Raw genomic sequence first — 16,634 nt, 5'->3', positions numbered from 1 at the left:
TTGTTTATAGATGTTCTTTATCATACAATACAAATATCAATAGACAAAGAGGATTATTTCGATGGAATCAATAGGAAATATCGATTGAAAAGAGGGATGATAAATGGAAATAAAACAGTTAATTACATTTAAAGTAGCGGCACATACTTTGAACTTTACACAAACTGCGAAGAAATTAAACTTTGCCCAATCGAGCGTTACAGCACAAATTAAAACATTAGAGGCTGAGCTTGGTACACCACTATTTGAGAGATTAGGGAAACGTCTTTTCTTAACTGAAGCAGGTAGGAAGTTTCAACTATATGCCGACAAGATGATTGCACTCAGTAACGAAGCGAAAATGGCTGTGAAAGATGATGAAGAAATAGCAGGTACGTTAATAATTGGTGCACAAGAAAGTCAATGTACATACAGACTGCCTTCTATATTAAAGAAGTTTAAAGCACAATTTCCTCAAATAAAACTTATATTTAAACCAGCACACTCCAATAAAGATGCGAAGGAACAATTGATGGAGGGGAAAGTAGATCTTGCATTTATTTTGGACGAATGTAAAACAGAAGATGTTTTACATGTGGAACCACTTATGAAAGAAGAATTAAAAGTAGTAGCTGCTTCTACGCATCGTTTACTTGAACAACCTTCAGTTTCTATAAAAGATTTAGAGAGTGAAACACTGTTACTAACAGAATTAGGCTGCTCGTATCGGACTTTATTTGAAGAGCTATTTCGCGGGGAAGATGTATATCCAGCAAATAAAATTGAATTTGTGAGTGTTGAAGCAATTAAACAATGTGTTATTGCAGATTTAGGTATAGCCATTTTACCAGCGATAGTAGTAGAAAAAGATATACGGGAAGGGACGTTAAAGGAGTTAATGTTAAACGAAACAATATCTCCAATTTATACACAAATTGCTTGGCATAAAGATAAATGGATGACAGTGCCACTGCAGCAATTTATTGATGTAACGAGGGAGTTCTTTACAACGGATTAAGTGGAGAAATATTTATTTTATAAAAAGAAAAAATGGCAATTTTTTATAAAGAACTGATGCTTGCATGTAACAAGTATCGGTTCTTTTATGTTTGAAATAAAGGATGTCTTCAAATGTGTATTTCTCAACTTTTTTTCTTAAAAGGATAAGTAAATTTCTTTGTATATTCCAATAATCGTAAGGGAATTTACAACTTTTATTCGTTTCTGTAAGATGCCTCTAGGCAGCATGAAAGGAGGGGCGTACATAGGGGATAGATAAACGTACTTATTTTGAGGGAGGAGATTTACAATGTTTAAAAAGCTAATGAAAGTATGTGTGTTAAGTGCAGCGAGTGTAGGGGTATTATTTAGTTTCCAAGGAAGTACATTTGCAGCTACTGATTTAAGCAGTTATTATGACGGGAAAAATCCAGCAACAACGAAAGTATACGGGGGAAGTACGACGTGTGATGCAGATGGATTTAATGCAAAATCTACAGCTGTATATGAAGGTAGTAAAAAAGTAGGGACAGTGTATTTACGTTACAGTAATAAATGTCATGCAGCATGGGCTAAGTTTGTTTTAGATCAACCAGCACCAGCTGTTTCGGGAGGAGTGTACGCGTACGCTGTTGTGAATAAATACAAAAATGGTGTATTCCAAAAATCAGTTACTTCTAATCAGGGGAACGGCACAATAAAAACAGGTCAAACGAGCACTTATACAGGAATGGTATTTGATTTGACTGCTGATTTCGGATACACAGCAGATGCTGAAGCAGTTACGTTTAATAACGGTTACGGGAAAACAGCACGTTATTAAGAAAGGAGTGAAATGATATGAAACTTTTAAAAAAGACGAGTGCATGTTTATTGCTATCTTTACTCGTTGTAACTAGTATGTTTAGCACGACTAATAGCGATAAAGCATACGCAGAAGACCATTCATATGATGGGAAAAGTCCTTATTATAACAGCTGTGATCAATCTGCAGTAACGAAAGAAAAGAAGTGGATTGATTCAAATTCTTATGTAGAATTAAAATTTAGCACGACGTGTAAAACAGCGTGGGCAAAAGTTACTGTAACTCGCCTGGCAGTTTATAATAACGAAGCTGATGCAAGGATTGTTAGAAAAACAGATGGAAAGGCATACACTTGCGGAAGTGCTGGAGGAAATGGTGTTGTAAATAAAGGGCAAACATCATGCTATACACCAATGGTATATGATTTAGATCCAAGAAAGGCACAAGCACAAGGGAAACATGCAATTCCGAATAGTGATGCATATAATTATGCGGAGACTATTTGGTATTAATACGATTATACATGTTTTAAGAGCTGTTATTTGATATAAAAATGAAAGAGCCTTACTGCATTTTATTGTGGTAAGGTTCTTTAAATTTGTTTAATAGATTAACTGCATCCATTTACAAAGGTCTCTCTATATAATCGCTTTTAAGTATGGCCATAATAATTTCATCTGAGTATGTATCGTTATAAAATAAAGATTGACGTAAGGTTCCTTCTTTTACAAAACCAACTTTTTTATAAGCTTTAATTCCGCGTAAATTATGGCTAAATACTTCTAACTGTAAACGATTTAATGATAGTTGTTCAAAAACAAATCTTAAAACTATTTTAATAGCTTCCGTTCCATAGCCTTGTCCTGTTAATGCTATTGAAAGCATTGATATTCTGAATCCTGCTCTTTTGTTCTCCTCATCGATATCTAAAATCGACAACTCTCCAATCATCTTGTCAGTACTTTGTAAACAAATAGCGAAATCATAGCGACTTGAATCATTATTTATATGATCTATATGTTTCGTAATTTGCTCCAATGAAAAAGTGGACTTAGTTCCAGTCATATATCTTATTTCATCATCCATTGTACTTTGTAATATAATAGGAGCATCTAGCTGACAAAGAGGCCTTAAATAAATTCTCTCGCTCTCTAATCTCATTATAATTTTCTCCTTTAGTTAGTAATTGAATGTATAAATACTTAACTTTCTTCAATGAGTTACATAAAAAATATGAATCTTAATTCGATGTTACATGAATTTTATAATGGCATGGTATACCTAAAACAAATAATAAATGTTTTATACACAACAAAATGTATCAACGAGTTTTTTGATCATACTATTATTCTTGCTGCTCATTCCGCTTTTAAATGAACACGAATGTATTAACTAAGGTCTGTATCAGGAGGAGTATATCCAAGGTGACGAGCCATAGATACAATTTGTCCTTTATGGTGAAATTCATGCGTCTCCGTATGAGTTAAAAGCCATAGCGGAGTTGTGCTCCAAGGTTCTTTTTGCCATTTCACTTCATTTGCTATATTTTCGAGCCAACGGTCATTGTATTCATCTAAAAAACGTTGTACAGTCTCATCTACTAACTTAAATCTAGCGCGAACTTTTTCCACATCTGCATGCTCAATTTCGTAATCGCTAGCAAATGAAAAATCTGCTCTTTTTTGCTTGAATGCGAATGATCCAAGCCAGTATCGATAGCAATCGGCTACATGAATATGAGTCTTTATAATGCTACCGCTTCCGAAATTAGAAACTGTGCTATGTAATTTTTCTACTGGGATTTCTTCCAAAAACGAAAATAGAGTTTCTCTTGTAGAGCTAATAAGATTATATTGTTGTTTTAAAATATGTAACATGCAAGTACACTCCTCTTTTATTAACATAGTAAGTAATTCTATATTTACGAGGAGTGAACCTTTTTATTATTTTTAATAAGCATATTAGATGTATTTCTTATTTGTTTCTGATAGATTAAACAAGGTGAAACTTTAATAAGTTGAACATTCTTAGTTCATAATAAATTGTACATCAAGAAGGGGAACGATAAAATGAATAGACTAGTGGGTTTAAAACAATTTGAAATAACGCGCGGGGCGTTACTTAAATTTATGGAAACGTTAGATGATAAAACTGTGGATACGCAGCCAGAGGGTTTTAACAATACAATTCGTTGGCATATCGGTCACGTGTTAACAGCAGCAGAGACTTTCATGTTCGGAAGAGAATTTAAACAATTGCCAACTGAATATCCAGGTATGTTTGGATATGGATCAAGACCATCTAAATGGACGACAGAAGGACCATCGTTAGAAGTGTTAACGGCTCAATTAAAAGAACAAGCAAAACGTATTAACGAAATTCCAGCAGAAGCATTTGAAAATAAACTGCCAGAGCCATTCCTAGGATTGGAAACAGTAGGGGAGCTTTACGGTATGATGCTTTATCATGAAGCTGATCATATTGGGCAAATGAAGGCGATGGAACGTATTATTAAAGCTCTTTAGTCTTAATTGCATATAACAAGCAATACAGTTGTAATGTTAAATAATATATACAAAAAAGGTAGATAAATTATTATCTACCTTTTTTGTATAACTTCTTGAAGGATTAGAGAATTTTATAATTTTTTATGTTGTGATTATTAATTGTAGTATTCCTAAATATGGAATATACGTATAATAATAGAGAAGAACTAGAAATAGGGGTGAATACTATGATTACATTAGAGCAAAAGTTGGAGCAATATAAACATACATATGTACAGTTAAAGGGAGAACTAAAATGGAAAACGAGTGATTCTCGAACAGGAATGATGATTGCTGCTATGTATGCAGGTAGTGATAAATTGTTTGATCTCGGACGTTTTTTAGAAATTAGTAGCTATATTAAGAATCAGGTAGGGATGTTTTCATACTTAAAGTCTTATCATCGTTTTGTAGTGGCCGCAACATTAGATATTCACTTTACAGATTACAAGGAAGCTTTTCGGAAGTTTTTAGATTTATATGAACAATTGGTCACTGGTGGCTTTAGCCGGAGTATATTTACTTATCTCGCAGCAGCTGTGCTTTTAACAGAAGAAAATGAACAGCATGGCGCGCACATTCAGCGTTCGATGCAAGTATATAAACGCATGAAAAAGGATCACCTCTTTCTTACAAGTACAAATGATTATCCGCTCGCAGTTTTATTAGCAGGACAATCAGAGCATGTAGAAACACTTATGGACCGAGTGGAACGTCTTTATCAGAAACTAGCGACAGCTGGTTTGCGTAAAGGGAATGATCTTCAATTTTTGAGTCATATTCTTTCACTAAAGAAGGATGTCAGGGAAGAACTATTAGTTGCAAAATGTACAAATATATGGAATTTGTTAAAGCAAGAAAAGGTAAAAGTAAAACAGATGCATTACCCAGCTATCGGGCTACTAGCGTTACTCGAGGACGGAGAAAAAGAGATTCATTCTATTCGAGCATTTATTGAAAAATTGCAGGGGGATAAATTGTTCCGTTGGCATACAGATACAACTATTCTTATTGCTATTCAACTGTTCGTAAGTCAGAAAGGTGAGGAAAGTAAAGCTACTAACACAGGTTTACAAACAATGATAGAAGTCCTCATACAAGCACAACAGGCAGCCATGATGGCAACGATTGCCGCTTCATCTGTAGCAACATCTTCTGCTAGTAGCAGTTCATAATGTGTAATTGCTTATACTCTTGTAAATTATAACTCCCTTGATAAGGATGGTTTAAAAAATATTACTAAAAACAGTTAGCTCATCACTCTCTAATGAGTGATGGGCTAACTGTTTTTACATAATCAGCATTATCTTTTTGATTCCTTCAAATGTTTGAGCTGCGTGACAATCATAATGCTAATAACAACGAGTAAAAACCATGAACTAATTTTGCTTAAGTGAACGAGATTCCATGCTTCCCGTTGATTTGGATATTGCCATGCTCCGAAAAATGTTGCGATGTTCTCTGCAATCCAAATGAAGAAACCGATAAGGAAAAAGGAGAGAACGAGTGGTATTTTATATGTAACGCCTCGTAATGAAAATTCCACAAATGTCCGAAAGAAACCGATGAATAGAAGTAACGTTAAGAACCATCTAAAATCGTATAGAAAATGATGCGTGAAAAAATTGAAGTAAATCATTGCTCCTAATGGCACGGTAAAAATAGCTTTCGGCCAATAATGCATTTGTAAATGCAACCTTCTCCACGCTTGGCATATGTAACTTGCGACACTTGCGTACATAAAGCCGCTGTAAAGCGGAACTCCAAAAATCTTTGAATACGCCTCTTCAGGATAACTCCATGAACCGAAATGAACTTTATATATTTCTAGTAAAAGGCCGATGAGGTGAAAGACAGTAATTACTTTTAATTCGTCTTTCGTCTCAAGTCCAGTCTTGTACATAATCCACTGCATAAGAAGACATGCGATGAGTATGAAATCATAGCGATATAACCCTGGAATAGAAACGATTTTTGAAAGGGCTAGTGTTAAGAAAATAACGACTGGGAATAAGCAAGATAATGTTTGCTCGTAAGTGAAGTGTAGTAGTTGTTTTATATGGAACATTGTGTCACCTTCGGGATTTTTATTAGAAAAATCAAAATAATTAATAAGTATACTACAATTTAAAAAATAATCCAGTAGTCTATTTTGCATGTATTTGTAAGTTTTAGAAGGGAATTGTAATGAGTATTTTAATATTTAGCGAAGTGAAAAAATAGTTTGCTATTTAAAAAAAGTGGGGATATAATATCTAAATGAAAATGATAATTATTATCAATAATAATTATAAATAAAAAATAATTATAAAAAACAACTGAATATAAAGGATGAAATGAAACATGTTACATAAGTCTACTGTACATGCTGGTAATAACCGCTGGATACATATTAAGTTCATATGTTTCATGAGCTTAACAATTTTATGTTTAATTGGATCTATATTTTTAGCCATTTCATTTGGTGCAAAAGATATTCATTTACAAACGGTTTGGGCAGCGATTTTGAATTACAATCCGAAATTAACGCAGCACCAAATTATTTATGAATTAAGGCTCCCGAGAGTAATTGGTGCAGGAGTTGTAGGGGCAGCTTTTGCGGTTGCTGGTGCTGTTATGCAAGGTATAACACGAAATCCTTTAGCTGATGCAGGTGTACTCGGAATAAATGCAGGTGCGATGTTTGTAGTGGCACTTAGTTTTGCTTTTTTTCCGCATATGCCGTATTCCTATTTAATGATTGTTTCCTTTATTGGAGCAGTCTTAAGTACAGTACTTATTTTTGTTATTGGGTCAGCAACATCAGGCGGGTTAACACCAATGAGATTAACGATTGCTGGAGCAGTTATGGCAGCGCTTTTACATTCATTAAGTTCAGGTGTTGCGATTTATTATGATTTAAGTCAAGATTTAGCATTTTGGTATGCTGGTGGTGTTGCAGGGGTTAAGTGGGAACACTTGAAATTTTTAGTTCCTATTATTCTTATAACGATTATTTTCGCGACAATGCTAGGGAGATCTATTTCACTCATATCAATGGGGGATGATGTTGCTACAAATTTAGGAGTGAAAACGAACCGAACGAGAATACTAGGGATGATTATAGTAGTTATTCTGGCAGGTGTTTCTGTTTCAGCTGTTGGTTCTATTGGATTTGTAGGACTAGTTATCCCGCACATTGCTAGAAAATTAGTTGGTGTGAATTATAGACTCATTATTCCTATGTCAGCATTATTAGGAGCTATGTTATTAGTTGTAGCTGATTTAGGGGCAAGAACAGTAAATCCTCCTAAGGAACTTGCGATAGGGATTATGGTAGCTCTTGTTGGAGTTCCGTTCTTCCTCTATATAGCACGTAAAGTTGGGAGGGAGTTATAAGTGAAAGATCTTTTTAACACGGATAAAAAGAGAGCTATTACTGTAACTACAATCTTCGGATGTATAAGTATCGCTGTAATTTTAATTAGTTTAAATACAGGGACGCTGAGTATAGCACCACTTAGAGTAATTGAAACACTTTTGGGTTATGGTGATTTTGAGAGTGCAACCGTGCTATATGATTATCGTATGCCAAGAATAATAATCACGATGTTAGCCGGCATTGGTCTTGGTATTTCCGGTGCGATTTTGCAAGGGTTATCACGTAATGCACTTGCAGATCCTGGTATTTTAGGGTTGCATTCAGGTGCATCTTTCGGTCTTATCGTATTTGTTACTCTCTTTCATTCTATTAATGAGAGTGCATCCATTTTAATACCGTTATTTACATTTGGCGGAGGAGTATTAGCTGCATTTCTTATTATTTTACTTGCGAGTGATCAGTCAAAAGGTTTACTTCCCATTAGACTTATTCTCGTTGGTATTGCAGTTTCAGCTGGCTTTAGTGCAATTTCGCTATTTTTCTCTCTCAAGTTAAATGATGAGACGTATACATTCGCTTCTAGATGGCTAGTTGGTAACGTGTGGGGAAGGGATTGGATTCATGTCCTTGCATTATTACCATGGATTTTCATACTAACCCCTTATGCATGGCTAAAATCTAAAACGTTAAATGCATTGTCACTAGGTGATAGTGTAGCAGCAGGACTTGGTGTTTCTGTTCAAAAAGAACGGTTATTACTTTTAGCTACAGCGGTTGGATTATCTTGCGCAAGTGTATCGATGGCAGGAGGAATTGGTTTTATCGGTTTAGTTGCTCCGCATATCGCAAGGAAGTTAGTAGGTACTACATATCAACACTTTCTTCCTTTAGCTGGCATTATCGGAATGATTATTTTAGTGCTAGCAGATACGATAGGTCGTTCTATATTTGAGCCAAACTCTATTCCAGCTGGTATAGTAGTGGCAACTTTAGGAGCACCGTATTTTCTTTATTTACTTACAAAAACAAAATAAATACTTCAAAGAGGAGAACATATGAAAAAGAAACTTACTATTTTATTTAGCATGATGTGTATTTTAGTATTAGCAGCATGTGGTCAAACGAAAGCTAATGAAGAGGCAACGAAAAAAACGGAAAAAAGTAATGACCCAAAAATTGCTTCAATGTCTATTCATTTAACGAATGATTTACTTGCATTAGGAATTACACCAGTAGGTTCTGTTATTGGTGGAGATTTAAAAGATTTCTTACCGCACGCTAAAGAGAAGTTGAAAGATACGAAGAAGCTTGGTGTTGTAACAGATCCGAATATGGAAGCGTTACTTCAATTAAAGCCAACTGACATTTATGTTGATGAAAAATATGCTGGTAAAGATGTAGCGAAATACGAAAAAATTGCAAAAACACATTCTTTCAATTTAGATGAAGGTACGTGGAGAGAGCATTTAAAACAAGTTGGTAAACTTGTAAACCGTGAGAAAGAAGCAGATAAATATATTCAAGATTACGAAGAGCAATCAAAACGAGTAAAAGGTTTAATAGATAAAGAGCTAGGTAATAACGAAAAAGTAATGGCAATTCGCGTTACTGCAAAAGAATTGCGTGTATTTAGTACGAAAAGACCGATGGGACCAATTTTATTCCAAGACCTAGGGTTACAACCTGCAAATGGTGTAGAGAAAATTGATGGAAACCGTCCTTTCGAAGTCATTTCACAAGAAGTATTACCTGACTTTGATGCAGATGCGATTTTCGTTGTTGTAAATAGAGATGACAAAGCAAAAGCAGCATTTAAACAACTTCAAGAAACACCAATTTGGAAAGACTTAAAAGCAGTTAAAGGCAAGCATGTATACATTATCAATGATCAACCATGGCTTGACTATTCTGCTTTAGGAAACAAAATGGCAATGGATGAAGCGGAGAAAATGTTTACGAAATAATATAGTTTTGTTATTAGGAAAGGCCCTCTAAATTTGGAGGGCCTTTCTATTATTGTTAGAATAAATGAAAAATTATACAATGAAGTTAATTCGATATGGAGGAGATGTGCCAATGTCAGCGCTTATTGTAAGTATCCCGTTTATGAAACAAGGGGGTAAATAGGGTGGAATAATTATCCCCGTTATTTAATAAAGGGGGAGTTTGAAATGACAATGAATCTTTTTCGAAATAAAACGATTAAATTATCAGCTATGAGAGAAACAGATGCTGAAGTAATGGCTATGTGGCAAGAAGATAGTGAGTATTTAAGAAATGTTGATACAGATGTAGCATTCCCGCAATCTTTAAATGAAATAGCAAGTGATGGGTTATTAAAAGGACGAAGATCGAATAGTGTTTCTTTCATGGTAAGGACAGTTAAAGAAGATCGCTTAATTGGTTTTGTGGCGATTCATGGTATAGAGTGGAATAACAGAACAGGTTTATTAGCCATTGGTATAGGAGATGCGAATGATAGAGGAAAAGGATATGGGAAAGAAGCAATACATCTTATTTTAAAGTATGCTTTCTATGAATTGAATTTACACCGCGTCGGTCTGGATGTAATTTCTTATAATAAAGCAGCCATTGCGTTGTATAAAAAGATAGGTTTTCAGATGGAAGGGTGTATGAGAGAAGCGGTTCAAAGAGATGGGAAGTGTTTTGATCGTATCATTATGGGGATATTGCGGGATGAATGGATAGGGTTGCAAGATTAGCGAATACATTCAATATTATATATGTAGTATGCAGGAGATATAATGATAATTGGCGAAAATTTACAGTGAACTGATTGAATTTATAAGGAGTTATGTAAAATGAATTTAGAAAAAGCAAAACCAGTAAATGAAGAGGTCGCTGAATTAAAGGAACTAATTAAAGAGTTACACGGAAGTGTACATCAACTGCAAAGCGAAGTGCAGCAACTAAGGCACGAAAGACCAGTTGTTGAAGTGAGAAAAGGTGTTCAATTATCACCAACAATTGTTGGACAAATTGGTGGTATGATTTTAGGTGGGTTAGCAATTATCGGTATATTTTGGTGATGAAAAAAGGTTTGCAGCACGATGCTGCAAACCTTTTGGATTTGACGATATAATTTCATGCAATACAACTTTTACATTAAATAACGTAAATATATATAAGCATGTGATAACAAGAGTGCAACAATAGTTAATGGTAAACCAATTTTTAAGAAGTCCATATAAGAGAAAGCATGTCCTTCACGTTTTGCAATACCAGCAACGACTACGTTTGCAGATGCTCCGATTAGCGTTCCATTTCCTCCTAAGCAAGCTCCAAGAGATAACGCCCACCATAGTACTTCGATTTGCGGAGAATCGACAGATAGTCCGAGTCCTGTAGCTAAGTCTTGAATAAGAGGAATCATCGTAGCGACAAAAGGGATGTTGTCGATTGTCGCAGATGCGATGCCAGATACCCATAAAATAAGTATAGCTGCGAATCCGATGTCACCGTTTGTTACGCCGATTACTTCTTTTGCAAGTGAAGAGATAAGTCCGATATCAATTAACCCGCCAACGAGAACGAATAGTCCGGCGAAGAAGAAAATGGTTATCCATTCAACGTGGGCAAATACATCTTCAATATCATGTTCTTTCACGCCGATTAACATAAGAAGTGTAGCGCCTGTCATCGCTATAACGGCAGCGTCTACATGAATAATCGAATGAAGTACGAAGCCTAAAATAGTTAGTCCTAAAATCGAAATAGATTTTAAAAGGAGGCTTTGATCCTTAATATAATCTTTTTCATTTAATGCCATTAGTTTTTCGATTTGTTCAGGTGTTGTTTTTAGTTTGTTACGGTACATGAAGTAAATAATGCCAAGTGTCACAATAGAAATAATAATTACGATTGGAGCTAAGTTAAGTAAAAAGGCGTTAAAGTCTAAATGCTTGTTTGCTGATCCAATCATAATATTAGGTGGATCACCGATTAATGTTGCTGTTCCGCCTATATTTGAAAACAGCACTTCTGAAATCAAATAAGGCACAGGATTTACTTTTAAAATACGTGTAATGGATAATGTAACAGGAACGATTAATAAAACAGTCGTTACATTGTCCAAAAATGCTGATCCGACAGCAGTTAATAGGGATAGTAATAATAAAATGCGAATCGGTTTTCCGCCAGCTGCTTTTGCCGCTTTAATGGCCACAAATTCAAAGACGCCTGATTGACTCGTAATATGTACGAGAATCATCATCCCAATTAAAAGGGTAATCGTTTCCCATTGAATATGTGATGTGAAAGCAGTATGTAAATCTACAACTCCAAAAATAATCATAATAGCAGCACCGAATAGTGCGATTACAGCACGATTCAATTTCTCAGAAATAATAAATCCGTACGTGATTAAAAATACGGCAATTGCAAAATAATATTGCCAATTTGCTACTTCATGTGCTGACTGTTCCAATCATGTCACCTTCTTTAAATTATGTATTCAATTGTCGAAATGTATCTCGCTGCAATAATACGGGATAAAATATATTGTAGCAAATTCAAAAAAGAAAGAAAACTATTTAACAAAGTGAAGGAAAAAATGTATTTTTTACATATCATATAAAAAATATAAAAAACACAGTGCAAATTATTAGGAAAAGTGAGCGTTGTCCTCTAATATAGAGATAGCAATTTACATTATTTTTGCGTAAAATGGTTTAAAGAGGTGAATTCCGATGGAAATAGTAAAAGATAGTTCTCTTATTCAAAATGAAATTGAACGTTTTGTAAATAAAGATGTATATATTCATTTAGAAACGACAAACGGAGCGTATGCATCACACATAAATGAAAAGATGATGACAGTTGGTGCTTTCATTCGAAATGCGATTATCCGTTTTGAACGCGGGAAGATAACTGGAACAAATCCATACCGAGTTGGTCTGAAAATGGATCACGGTTGGGTATATGCTGAAGGTATTACGCACTGGGAAGTAGACGATCAAGAGCGTTTATTATTAGCTGGACATGATAATTTAGGTCGTCTAGCAGTTGCACTTGAGTTAAGCTTAACACCATTTAAGTAAGAAGGAGGGAAACTTATGGAGAGACATGTACTTGTTGTATTTCCGCATCCAGATGATGAAGCATATGCTGCGGGAGGGACAATTCGCTTATTAACAGATCAAGGAGTACCTGTAACATATGCATGTGGTACTCTAGGACAAATGGGACGTAACATGGGTAAGAACGTATTCGCTAACCGTGAAACGATTCCACATATCCGTAAGAAAGAATTGAAAGATGCTTGTGAAGCGATGGGTATTAAAGATTTAAGAATGCTTGGCTTCCATGATAAAACGTTAGAATTTGAAGATGTTGATTTCGTTGCTGACAAAATTGAAGCAATCATTCAAGAAGTAAATCCATCTCGAATTATTACATTTTATCCAGAGCACGGTGTACATCCAGATCATAATGCATTTGGCCGCGCTGTCGTTCGCGCTGTATCACGTATGCCAAAAGAAGAGCGCCCAGTTATTCATGCTGTTGCGATTACGAAAAATCGTGAAGCAGTATTAGGAGAACCGGATGTTGTAAATAACATTAGTGAAGTATTTGATCATAAATTAACTGCATTAGGTGCGCACCGTTCACAAACAGAAGCAATGCTTGAAGACACGCATGCAAAAATAAAAAACAAAGATGCAGCAACATTAAAATGGCTGCAACTTGAACAGTTTTGGACTTATAAATGGGAGTAGGCTAGAAGGATATCTTCTAGTTGCTCTTACATAGAAAAAGCGCCGTCACTTGTGATGGCGCTTTTTCTTGTTGAAGACTATATATTTTTTAGGGTGCTTCAAAATTTTTAAATTAACGTGCAGTATAGCCTCCATCAACAAGAAGTGTTGTGCCGTTAACAAAACTAGCATCATCACTTGCTAAAAATAAGACAGCTTTAGCGACTTCTTCTGGTGTTCCAAGTCTGCCTTGTGGATGAAGTGAAGCTAAATATTCTTTCTGTTGAGGATTAACACTACCTAGTAAAGGGGTGTCAATATAACCAGGGCACACCGCGTTAATACGTATTCCATATTTAGCGTAGGCAGTACATAAATTTTGAGTTAATAGTTTCACACCACCTTTTGCAGAGGAGTATGCTGTTGGTGTAGGTAATGAAACAAAACTATGAATCGAACCAGCGTTAACGATGACACCACCTGTACCTTGTTTAAGAAATTGTTCAATCGAATATTTATCAGAAAGGAATACCCCAGACAAATTAATATCAATAGTTCTTTTCCACTTTTCATAGGATAATTCGTTTGCCGGTGCATCATCAGCAACGCCGGCATTGGCATACATAATATCTAATTTACCGTATGTACTTACTGTCTCATGAATTAGCTGTTTAATATCTGCCTCTTTTGTTACATCGGTTTTAATAAATAACGTATTATATCCATGTGCATTCAATTCATCTGATAGTTCTTTTCCACGTTCAGAAAAGTCAGCAATAACTACTTTTGCACCTTCTTCGATAAAAAGACGAACAGTAGATTCGCCAATTCCACTTGCACCACCAGTTATGATTGCTACTTTGTCTTTTAATTTCATATAAACCTCTCCATTCATTAATGAATTTAAGTCGAATTTTTAAATCTTGTTACTAAACTATTAACCTTAAATAGTAAGTAGATAGAAGAAAAAAGCTCGCGTTTACTTAATCGTGAGAGTGCTATTTTTTCTTTAGTGTACTTTTTGATACAGTTATGGACGAAAATATTAATTTGGTCAATTTTATCATTAGATTGAATATTTGGTAAAGAGCTCTCGAACAGAGCGAGTAAGGATGTTGAAAAAGTAAAATAAACATTCAGTATTATTTGTAGGGTAAGGAACAAAGGGGAGAGATGCATAACGAAAACTACTACTCTAGTTAAATAGGAAAAAGCCTTGCAGGGGGGCAAGGCTTTAAACAGGGTATTAAAAATGATTGATTTATTAAGAATAACTTCTTCTTGTGAATAAACTAATTTTAGCATAATAACTCATATATATGTGTTACGAATTTGTGAATAAAAACTCAATGATAAAAGTATGAGTGAAAGGAAATAATGTATTTGAAATATGCATTATTACACAAAGTTAAGTTGAAATAGGGGATTTGTATATGTAATTTCTTTTTGCATTTAATTCTTTAGAACGGATTTTTAATAATGTATATGAGAAGCGTATATTTTGAATTATTTAATAGAATGATATATATTTATATTGATTTAATGATTTTAGTTTGTTAAAAATGGGGAAATCGATATGAAGGTTAAATTTGCCGTAATAAAAGATGAGAATTTTGATTGTAGTTTATTGGAAACAAAATTATTGAAAACTTTTAAAGAAGTAGATTGTGAAGCAGATATTGTAAAGGCTGAGGATGAAATTTTTGAAAACAATGATATACAAACGTATTTATCAGAAATAACCATTCATGTTACTGGAAAAAATATTGGATATAGATCGGTTTCAGCCAGTATATTTATTGTTCTAGAGAGTTTATCAATACAGCTATTTCGTATTCATATTAGTATACTTTAAGCAGTTCAAAAAGTGGCTTCTTCAGAAAATCATACTGATTATATGGAGTTGTAAATATGAAAACAATAGAAATTATCGTAGGTGCTCCCGAATGTTGGATTGCACCTTGTTTGTTGTTAAATAAACAAGGGATTCCTTTTTTAATTTATCTTAACGCTGATTTATATAGAAGATAGGAAACATATGAATAATTCAATTAGATTGTACAAATAATTTGGTACGCGGATGTACGCAATGTATTCACAGGTAAGAGGGTTGTCTCATAATATATATAGATTTTTCTATTAAGATGAACAGAGGGTGTGAATATATGGAAGATGTTTACGCTAAAATTGACAGTCTCAAGGCGGAGCAAAAAGAAATTATGAGAGACATTCGTGCTTTAGAAACGCGTACTACTATTAATGAGAAAGATATAGCAACAATCAATAAGCAATTAGAAAAAATAAGTACAAACACAACTTGGATTTTGCGAATTATTATTAGTGCGATAATAATGTCAGTTTTAGGATTAATATTAAAAGGAATGATTTAGTCTTGTGAAATAGAAAGATATAAAAGAAAGAGGGGAGCTCTCTCTTTCTTTTATGTAAATGAGAAGCTATAAATTTTCCGTTTCCTTTTCATCTGCATACTTATCCTCTAAGGAAATTACTAAAAAGCTCAAAAGAGATATATTTTTATTCTTTATAGATGTCTCTATAAAGTCTTTAACACAGGTTATTACGACAAATATAGTTAATATGATAAGAGAAACAAAATAATGTGTTAAATTCGTCATACTAATAGTAGGATCGTCTATTATGTAAGCAAGTAACTTAGATACTAATATTCCTCCAAACAATAAAATAATAAAAGCAAGTAATCCTTCCGATATATAAGTGCTGAAATTGCCTTTCTTGTTAAAGAGTTTATAGTTTAGAGTAGATTGGGTTATTTGAATTAGGAATAGGGTAATAATCCATACATAATATACAAATGGTAATTCTCCTGAGAATAGAGAAATTAGAAAGTTTACTACTGTCCTTAAAATTTCAATCATTACGAAAGGCCTCCAGTTTGTAAGCTTGTGACATTAAAATATGCTAGTCTATCGTTTAATAATTAAACTTACGAATTCAAACTATTTCTAATTATTCCATAAAAAGGTGACTGCATCAAGTTATCTTTTTAACAATCCTCCAAGGCCGAGCACTAGTAAAAGAAACGCAGTATGTAATATAATTGAAAAAGTATATTTGAAAATCGATGTTAATATTACCCTCCTATAAGTATTAACATACGTAATTGAGGTGTTTTCTTTGTTGTTTTATGAACGGATTTCTATAATGGCCCCTCCTGTTCCGTAGCTAAGGAAAGTCTTTTTATTTCT

20 protein-coding genes are annotated in these 16,634 nt (G+C 34.2%); 14 read left to right on the top strand and 6 right to left on the bottom strand.

From position 1 onward, the window contains the following. The first annotated feature begins 103 nt into the window (after window positions 1-103). The 3 genes from ACUL40_RS09640 (at window position 104) to ACUL40_RS09630 (ending at window position 2,295) form a co-directional block, all read left to right on the top strand. Window positions 104-997 carry a LysR family transcriptional regulator gene (locus ACUL40_RS09640; protein ID WP_326038466.1) on the top strand — a complete coding sequence of 298 codons (894 nt, stop codon included), beginning with the start codon at window positions 104-106 and terminating at the stop codon, window positions 995-997. 291 nt (window positions 998-1,288) lie between these two features. After that, window positions 1,289-1,801 carry a YjfA family protein gene (locus tag ACUL40_RS09635; RefSeq protein WP_000473741.1) on the top strand — a complete coding sequence of 171 codons (513 nt, stop codon included), beginning with the start codon at window positions 1,289-1,291 and terminating at the stop codon, window positions 1,799-1,801. Window positions 1,802-1,818: 17 nt separating this feature from the next. Continuing rightward, on the top strand, window positions 1,819-2,295 hold the full coding sequence (locus ACUL40_RS09630; RefSeq protein ID WP_000771162.1) for a DUF2690 domain-containing protein: 477 nt from the start codon (window positions 1,819-1,821) through the stop codon (window positions 2,293-2,295). Window positions 2,296-2,407: 112 nt separating this feature from the next. On the opposite strand, the gene ACUL40_RS09625 is transcribed toward ACUL40_RS09630, so the two are convergent. Together ACUL40_RS09625 and ACUL40_RS09620 are read right to left on the bottom strand one after the other, a co-directional pair. Then, window positions 2,408-2,944, bottom strand: coding sequence for a GNAT family N-acetyltransferase (locus tag ACUL40_RS09625; protein ID WP_059303552.1), 537 nt, complete (start codon window positions 2,942-2,944; stop codon window positions 2,408-2,410). A 227-nt stretch (window positions 2,945-3,171) separates the two neighbouring features. Beyond that, entirely contained in the window at window positions 3,172-3,660 is a 489-nt protein-coding gene (locus ACUL40_RS09620; protein ID WP_000902408.1) for a DinB family protein, read from the bottom strand. A gap of 192 nt (window positions 3,661-3,852) precedes the next feature. Here ACUL40_RS09620 and ACUL40_RS09615 point away from each other — a divergent pair, with 192 nt between their 5' ends. Further along, entirely contained in the window at window positions 3,853-4,308 is a 456-nt protein-coding gene (locus ACUL40_RS09615; protein WP_001081123.1) for a DinB family protein, read from the top strand. Window positions 4,309-4,466: 158 nt separating this feature from the next. After that, the gene (locus ACUL40_RS09610) at window positions 4,467-5,504 is read left to right on the top strand and encodes a DUF4003 domain-containing protein (protein ID WP_002041575.1); all 1,038 of its coding nucleotides are present in this window, start codon (window positions 4,467-4,469) and stop codon (window positions 5,502-5,504) included. 128 nt (window positions 5,505-5,632) lie between these two features. Here the strand turns inward: ACUL40_RS09610 and ACUL40_RS09605 are convergent, their stop codons facing one another. Then, window positions 5,633-6,397, bottom strand: coding sequence for a DUF817 domain-containing protein (locus tag ACUL40_RS09605; protein WP_000468400.1), 765 nt, complete (start codon window positions 6,395-6,397; stop codon window positions 5,633-5,635). Between the two features lie 275 nt (window positions 6,398-6,672). Here ACUL40_RS09605 and ACUL40_RS09600 point away from each other — a divergent pair, with 275 nt between their 5' ends. The 5 genes from ACUL40_RS09600 to ACUL40_RS09580 all read left to right on the top strand — a co-directional run bounded on the left by ACUL40_RS09600 (window position 6,673) and on the right by ACUL40_RS09580 (window position 10,740). Next, a complete protein-coding gene (locus tag ACUL40_RS09600) occupies window positions 6,673-7,707 on the top strand; it encodes a FecCD family ABC transporter permease (protein WP_000902719.1) in 1,035 nt (344 codons plus the stop codon). Then, on the top strand, window positions 7,708-8,724 hold the full coding sequence (locus ACUL40_RS09595) for an iron ABC transporter permease (RefSeq protein WP_326038465.1): 1,017 nt from the start codon (window positions 7,708-7,710) through the stop codon (window positions 8,722-8,724). It abuts the gene before it with no gap. Between the two features lie 21 nt (window positions 8,725-8,745). Beyond that, the gene (locus ACUL40_RS09590) at window positions 8,746-9,654 is read left to right on the top strand and encodes an iron-hydroxamate ABC transporter substrate-binding protein (RefSeq protein ID WP_000728218.1); all 909 of its coding nucleotides are present in this window, start codon (window positions 8,746-8,748) and stop codon (window positions 9,652-9,654) included. Window positions 9,655-9,861: 207 nt separating this feature from the next. Further along, window positions 9,862-10,413, top strand: coding sequence for a GNAT family N-acetyltransferase (locus ACUL40_RS09585; RefSeq protein ID WP_074047688.1), 552 nt, complete (start codon window positions 9,862-9,864; stop codon window positions 10,411-10,413). A gap of 99 nt (window positions 10,414-10,512) precedes the next feature. Next, window positions 10,513-10,740 (top strand): hypothetical protein, encoded by a 228-nt coding sequence (locus tag ACUL40_RS09580; protein ID WP_001047304.1) that lies wholly within the window; start codon window positions 10,513-10,515, stop codon window positions 10,738-10,740. Between the two features lie 71 nt (window positions 10,741-10,811). Here ACUL40_RS09580 and ACUL40_RS09575 read toward each other — a convergent pair whose 3' ends face one another. Next, a complete protein-coding gene (locus tag ACUL40_RS09575; protein WP_229174622.1) occupies window positions 10,812-12,137 on the bottom strand; it encodes an ArsB/NhaD family transporter in 1,326 nt (441 codons plus the stop codon). A gap of 262 nt (window positions 12,138-12,399) precedes the next feature. Between ACUL40_RS09575 and ACUL40_RS09570 the strand changes: the two genes are divergently transcribed. Both ACUL40_RS09570 and bshB2 read left to right on the top strand, forming a co-directional pair. Further along, window positions 12,400-12,750: a YojF family protein gene (locus tag ACUL40_RS09570; RefSeq protein WP_000407045.1), complete on the top strand. Its 351-nt coding sequence runs from the start codon at window positions 12,400-12,402 to the stop codon at window positions 12,748-12,750. A 15-nt stretch (window positions 12,751-12,765) separates the two neighbouring features. Then, a complete protein-coding gene (gene bshB2, locus ACUL40_RS09565) occupies window positions 12,766-13,428 on the top strand; it encodes a bacillithiol biosynthesis deacetylase BshB2 (RefSeq protein ID WP_000439483.1) in 663 nt (220 codons plus the stop codon). Between the two features lie 112 nt (window positions 13,429-13,540). On the opposite strand, the gene ACUL40_RS09560 is transcribed toward bshB2, so the two are convergent. Beyond that, on the bottom strand, window positions 13,541-14,284 hold the full coding sequence (locus tag ACUL40_RS09560) for an SDR family NAD(P)-dependent oxidoreductase (protein WP_000768018.1): 744 nt from the start codon (window positions 14,282-14,284) through the stop codon (window positions 13,541-13,543). Between the two features lie 699 nt (window positions 14,285-14,983). Between ACUL40_RS09560 and ACUL40_RS09555 the strand changes: the two genes are divergently transcribed. Beyond that, window positions 14,984-15,262, top strand: a complete 279-nt coding sequence (locus tag ACUL40_RS09555; protein ID WP_445422814.1) for a hypothetical protein — start codon at window positions 14,984-14,986, stop codon at window positions 15,260-15,262. Between the two features lie 310 nt (window positions 15,263-15,572). After that, a complete protein-coding gene (locus tag ACUL40_RS09550) occupies window positions 15,573-15,797 on the top strand; it encodes a hemolysin XhlA family protein (RefSeq protein ID WP_000390461.1) in 225 nt (74 codons plus the stop codon). 66 nt (window positions 15,798-15,863) lie between these two features. Here ACUL40_RS09550 and ACUL40_RS09545 read toward each other — a convergent pair whose 3' ends face one another. Next, on the bottom strand, window positions 15,864-16,304 hold the full coding sequence (locus ACUL40_RS09545) for a DUF5823 family protein (RefSeq protein WP_445422815.1): 441 nt from the start codon (window positions 16,302-16,304) through the stop codon (window positions 15,864-15,866). Between the last annotated feature and the right edge of the window lie 330 nt (window positions 16,305-16,634).

This window comes from Bacillus sp. KNSH39 (assembly GCF_052656585.1).
The sequence above is the reverse complement of the archived record's forward strand: the minus strand, read 5'-3'. Positions and strand labels throughout refer to the sequence as shown.

Coding starts and splice junctions, on each gene's coding strand:
- ACUL40_RS09615 (WP_001081123.1), top strand. CDS start 3,853: ATGAATAGACTAGTGGGTTTAAAACAATTTGAAATAACGCGCGGGGCG.
- ACUL40_RS09550 (WP_000390461.1), top strand. CDS start 15,573: ATGGAAGATGTTTACGCTAAAATTGACAGTCTCAAGGCGGAGCAAAAA.
- ACUL40_RS09620 (WP_000902408.1), bottom strand. CDS start 3,660: ATGTTACATATTTTAAAACAACAATATAATCTTATTAGCTCTACAAGA.
- ACUL40_RS09635 (WP_000473741.1), top strand. CDS start 1,289: ATGTTTAAAAAGCTAATGAAAGTATGTGTGTTAAGTGCAGCGAGTGTA.
- ACUL40_RS09545 (WP_445422815.1), bottom strand. CDS start 16,304: ATGATTGAAATTTTAAGGACAGTAGTAAACTTTCTAATTTCTCTATTC.
- ACUL40_RS09600 (WP_000902719.1), top strand. CDS start 6,673: ATGTTACATAAGTCTACTGTACATGCTGGTAATAACCGCTGGATACAT.
- ACUL40_RS09580 (WP_001047304.1), top strand. CDS start 10,513: ATGAATTTAGAAAAAGCAAAACCAGTAAATGAAGAGGTCGCTGAATTA.
- ACUL40_RS09625 (WP_059303552.1), bottom strand. CDS start 2,944: ATGAGATTAGAGAGCGAGAGAATTTATTTAAGGCCTCTTTGTCAGCTA.
- ACUL40_RS09555 (WP_445422814.1), top strand. CDS start 14,984: ATGAAGGTTAAATTTGCCGTAATAAAAGATGAGAATTTTGATTGTAGT.
- ACUL40_RS09610 (WP_002041575.1), top strand. CDS start 4,467: ATGGAATATACGTATAATAATAGAGAAGAACTAGAAATAGGGGTGAAT.
- ACUL40_RS09590 (WP_000728218.1), top strand. CDS start 8,746: ATGAAAAAGAAACTTACTATTTTATTTAGCATGATGTGTATTTTAGTA.
- ACUL40_RS09640 (WP_326038466.1), top strand. CDS start 104: ATGGAAATAAAACAGTTAATTACATTTAAAGTAGCGGCACATACTTTG.
- ACUL40_RS09560 (WP_000768018.1), bottom strand. CDS start 14,284: ATGAAATTAAAAGACAAAGTAGCAATCATAACTGGTGGTGCAAGTGGA.
- ACUL40_RS09605 (WP_000468400.1), bottom strand. CDS start 6,397: ATGTTCCATATAAAACAACTACTACACTTCACTTACGAGCAAACATTA.
- ACUL40_RS09570 (WP_000407045.1), top strand. CDS start 12,400: ATGGAAATAGTAAAAGATAGTTCTCTTATTCAAAATGAAATTGAACGT.
- bshB2 (WP_000439483.1), top strand. CDS start 12,766: ATGGAGAGACATGTACTTGTTGTATTTCCGCATCCAGATGATGAAGCA.
- ACUL40_RS09630 (WP_000771162.1), top strand. CDS start 1,819: ATGAAACTTTTAAAAAAGACGAGTGCATGTTTATTGCTATCTTTACTC.
- ACUL40_RS09585 (WP_074047688.1), top strand. CDS start 9,862: ATGACAATGAATCTTTTTCGAAATAAAACGATTAAATTATCAGCTATG.